This is a genomic window from Streptomyces sp. 8K308 (assembly GCF_004348315.1).
Lineage (GTDB): Bacteria > Actinomycetota > Actinomycetes > Streptomycetales > Streptomycetaceae > Streptomyces.
Map to the genome: position 1 here is coordinate 1 of NZ_SMKC01000475.1, position 4,268 is coordinate 4,268.

Below are 4,268 nucleotides of genomic sequence, written 5' to 3' on the forward strand. Positions count from 1 at the left end.
CCCACCCACCCGTCCTCGCGCTCCGCACCGGGTTCCTCCCCATCCACCCGCCCCTTGTCGCGCTTTGCGCGAGGGACGCGGCGCCCCGCGCCCGGCCCGCGCGCCCGCGCCGTGGCCTACGCCGAGCGCGTAGCGGAGGGGGTCAGGTCGCGGAGGCGGCGGGCCTGGGCGGCGCGTTCGGCGGCGCGTTGGGTGTCGTAGTCGCGGCCGGCCGCGCCCCGCAGCAGCGCCTTGGTCTCGATCAGCGCGTCCCGCGGCGCCGCCAGCAGCGCCGCGACGAGGTCGTCCGTCGCGGCAGGCAGCTCGTCGGGGGTGACGACCAGGTTGGCCAGGCCGATCCGCTCCGCTTCGGCCGCGCCGACGGCGCGGCCGGTGGCGCAGATCTCGAGGGCGCGGCCGTAGCCGACGAGGTCGACCAGCGGCTTGGTGCCGCCCAGGTCGGGGACGAGGCCGAGCGAGGTCTCCCGCATCGCGAACTGCGCGTCGGCCGCGCAGATACGCAGGTCGCAGGCGAGGGCGAGTTGGAATCCGGCGCCGATGGCGTGGCCCTGGACGGCGGCGACGCTCATCAGGTCGTTCCGCCGCCACCAGGTGAAGGCCTCCTGGAAGCTGGCGATTGTGGCGTCGAGCTCCGCGTCCGCGGCGCGTGCCAGGTCGAGGAAAGAGAGCTCGCCCTCGATCCCCTCGGGGGTGAAGGCCCGCCGGTCGAGGCCGGCGGAGAAGGAGACGCCCTCGGCGCGCAGCACCGCCACCCGGACCGTGCCGGGCAGGGCGCGGCCCGCCTCGGTCAGCGCCCGCCACATGGCCGGCGTCTGGGCGTTGCGCCGCTCCGGGACGGTCAGCGTGACCGTGGCCACGGCGCCGTCGACGGTGAGGCGTACACCGTCCCACTCCTGGTCGTGCTGGGCCACGGGCCACCTCCGGTTCGCTACTTGTCAGTAACTACCCGGTAGCGTAGCGGCGGCCCCGGCCCGGTCGTCAGGGGGTGGGGGCGACCTTCTTGCCGCGCGTGGCACCGCCGCGCCCGCGTAGCGTGACATCGGCCTCGCTGAGCATGCGGTGGACGAAGCCGTAGGACCGGCCCGTCTCCTCAGCCAGCGCCCTGATACTCGCGCCCGACTCGTATTTCCGCTTGAGGTCCGCCGCGAGCTGCTCGCGAGCGGGGCCGGTCACCCGGCTGCCCTTCTTCAGAGTCTCGGCCACCCGTGCCTCCTCGTAGGAAGTGCGCTCTGGACTCTCATGATCACCCCTATCCCGCTTCCTGGCCACCCATTCGTCTGGGTCCGTACGACAAGCGGACAACGCGATTCCGCGCCGCTTCTGGGGCGTGGGGCCGCCCACGCCCCGCGGGCGGGCGCGAAATCGCAGGTCAGGGGGTGTCACCGGAATGGCGCAGACGGGCGTCCCGGCCCACCGCACCGCCGCTTGCCCGGCGCGTCGACACGCCGGGGTACGAGCCGCCCTCACTCAGATGAATGATCAAGCGTCGGCCGAATGATCCATCGCGCATGATCACAAACGCCGGACCCCGCCTGCCGGGCCGGGGTCAGGCCAGGGCGACGAGGTCCGCGTAGTCCTGGCTCCAGAGGTCCTCCACGCCGTCCGGCAGCATGATGATGCGCTCCGGCTGGAGCGCGTCCACCGCGCCCTCGTCGTGGGTGACCAGGACAACCGCGCCGGTGAAGCCACGCAGCGCGCCCAGGATCTCCTCGCGGCTGGCCGGGTCCAGGTTGTTGGTCGGCTCGTCGAGCAGCAGCACGTTGGCGGAGGAGACGACGAGGGTGGCGAGGGCCAGGCGGGTCTTCTCGCCGCCGGAGAGGACCCCGGCCGGCTTGTCTACGTCGTCGCCGGAGAACAGGAACGAGCCCAGCGTCTTGCGGAGGTCGACGAGGTCCATGTCGGGGGCGCTCGAGCGCATGTTCTCCAGCACCGTGCGCCGCGGGTCGAGGGTCTCGTGCTCCTGCGCGTAGTAGCCGAGCTTGAGGCCGTGGCCCGGGGTGACCTCGCCGGTGTCCGGCTTCTCGATGCCGGCGAGCAGCCGCAGCAGCGTCGTCTTGCCGGCGCCGTTGAGGCCGAGGATGACGACCCGGGAGCCCTTGTCGATGGCGAGCGAGACGTCGGTGAAGATCTCGAGCGAGCCGTAGGACTTGGAGAGGCCCTCGGCGGTGAGGGGGGTCTTGCCGCACGGCGCTGGGTCGGGGAAGCGCAGCCTGGCGACCTTGTCGGCCTGCCGCTCGGCCTCCAGGCCCGAGAGCAGCCGCTCGGCGCGGCGGGCCATGTTCTGCGCGGCGGTGGCCTTGGTGGCCTTGGCGCGCATCTTGTCGGCCTGGGCATTGAGCGCGGCGGCCTTCTTCTCGGCGTTGGCCCGCTCGCGCCTGCGGCGCTTCTCGTCGGCCTCGCGCTGGGCCTGGTACTGCTTCCAGCCCATGTTGTAGACGTCGATCTGGGAGCGGTTGGCGTCCAGGTAGAAGACCTTGTTGACGACCGTCTCGACCAGGTCGTTGTCGTGCGAGATCACGATGAACCCGCCGCGGTAGGTCTTCAGGAAGTCCCGCAGCCAGACGATGGAGTCGGCGTCGAGGTGGTTGGTCGGCTCGTCGAGCAGCAGGATGTCGGCGTCCGAGAAGAGGATGCGGGCGAGCTCGACGCGGCGCCGCTGGCCGCCGGAGAGGGTGTGCAGGGGCTGGCCGAGGACGCGGTCGGGCAGGCCGAGGCTGGCGGCGATGGTGGCGGCCTCGGCCTCCGCCGCGTAGCCGCCCCTGGTCAGGAACTCGGTCTCGAGGCGCTCGTACTTGCGCATGGCGCGCTCGCGGGTGGCGCCCTGGCCGGTCGCCATCCGCTGCTCGTTCTCCCGCATGCCGCGCAGCACGGTGTCCAGGCCGCGGGCGGCCAGGATGCGGTCGCGGGCGAGCGTGTCGAGGTCGCCGGTGCGCGGGTCCTGCGGGAGGTAGCCGACCTCCCCGCTGCGGGTGATGGTGCCGCCGGCGGGGATGCCCTCGCCCGCGAGGCACTTGGTGAGTGTGGTCTTGCCCGCGCCGTTGCGGCCGACGAGACCGATGCGGTCTCCCCTGGCCACGCGGAAGGACGCGGACTCGATGAGGATCCGGGCGCCGGCTCGCAGCTCGACGCCGGTGGCGGTGATCATGGACGGACTCCAGGCGACGGGACGTACGGGCGTGTTGGCCGTACGGGGACGGGTCTTGGCGAGAAGGGCTGCGTCCGCTAGGGCACGAGGAGCGAAATGTCCATGCGGTCATTCTAACGGCGGCACGCAAGCTGTTTTCCGCTCACCGCGCGCCCCTCGGGGCGCGCGGGTGGCCGTCAGGCGCCGCCGGTGTGCACCTGGAAGGCGGCGCGGCGCACCCGTTTGGTGATGGCGGGGTCGGGGTGGGCGGCGGCCAGCGCCAGCAGGACCTGGACGGTGCGCGGGTGGCCGCAGTCGCGGATCTCGTCGACGAGTTCGGCGACGGTGGGCTGGGGTGCCGAGTCGAGGTGGTCGAGGAGCAGTCGCTCGGCGCCGTTCTCGTGGGCGGCGGACGCGGTGTCGACCCAGAGCCAGGTGGCCTCGGCGCGGGTGAGGACGCCGGCCGAGGTGTCGGTGTGGTCGCGCGGGTCGCCGCCCTCGTGGTCGGCGAGCCAGAGCAGCGCGTACGGGCGCAGCACCGGCTCGTCGGCGGCGGCCCGGACGGCGGCCAGGGCGGGGGCGCCGACGGCGCGCAGCGCGTCGAAGGCGAGGCCGCGGATCAGGGCGTCCTCGCCGCGGGCGGCCTCGAGCAGCTCGGTGACGGCGGGCCCGGTGGGGCGGGCGGCGAGCCAGGCGCGGTACTCGGCGCGGGCCGGTCCCGGGGTGAGGACGGCGCAGCCGCGGAGCATGGCGACGGCGGACTGCTCGATGTTGCCCGCGGGGCTCTGGGCGGCGATGCAGATCTGTTCCAGCTTGGTCCACACGGCCCAGGCGCCGAGGTCGGTGAGCTTGGCGTGCTCGGGGTGGCGGCTACGCGCGTGGAGGGTCAGGGCCCCGACCTCGGCGAGGGCGTCGAGGGCCCAGCCGAGCAGCCGGACCAGCTCGCCGAGCTCGCCCTGCTCGATCGTCGCGGGCCCGGGGGGTATGTCGTCAGCGGTTGCCGTGGGGCGCTCGGCGCGGAGTTCGGTGATGCGTTGGCGCAGGAGGTCGATCAGTCCGGCCGCGGTGACCGGGCCGTCCGAGAGCTGCATCACGGAGAGGAGCTGGGGGATGGCGGCGACGATCTCGGCGACCAGACCGGGGT

Annotated in this window: 4 protein-coding genes; all 4 read right to left on the bottom strand. The window is 73.4% G+C overall.

Features of this window, described 5'->3' with window-relative positions; all coding sequences use genetic code 11:
- Positions 1-116: 116 nt before the first annotated feature.
- On the bottom strand, positions 117-911 hold the full coding sequence (locus E1265_RS34245; protein WP_132934852.1) for an enoyl-CoA hydratase/isomerase family protein: 795 nt from the start codon (positions 909-911) through the stop codon (positions 117-119).
- A 67-nt stretch (positions 912-978) separates the two neighbouring features.
- A complete protein-coding gene (locus E1265_RS34250) occupies positions 979-1,203 on the bottom strand; it encodes a helix-turn-helix domain-containing protein (protein WP_207931320.1) in 225 nt (74 codons plus the stop codon).
- 343 nt (positions 1,204-1,546) lie between these two features.
- On the bottom strand, positions 1,547-3,145 hold the full coding sequence (locus tag E1265_RS34255; RefSeq protein ID WP_132934854.1) for an ABC-F family ATP-binding cassette domain-containing protein: 1,599 nt from the start codon (positions 3,143-3,145) through the stop codon (positions 1,547-1,549).
- 176 nt (positions 3,146-3,321) lie between these two features.
- Positions 3,322-4,268: hypothetical protein (locus E1265_RS34260; RefSeq protein WP_132934855.1), on the bottom strand; the 947-nt coding region annotated here is incomplete at its 5' end.

What these genes read in the sequence shown, in the direction of transcription:
- E1265_RS34255 (WP_132934854.1), bottom strand. Translation starts at nt 3,145, where the DNA reads ATGATCACCGCCACCGGCGTCGAGCTGCGAGCCGGCGCCCGGATCCTC.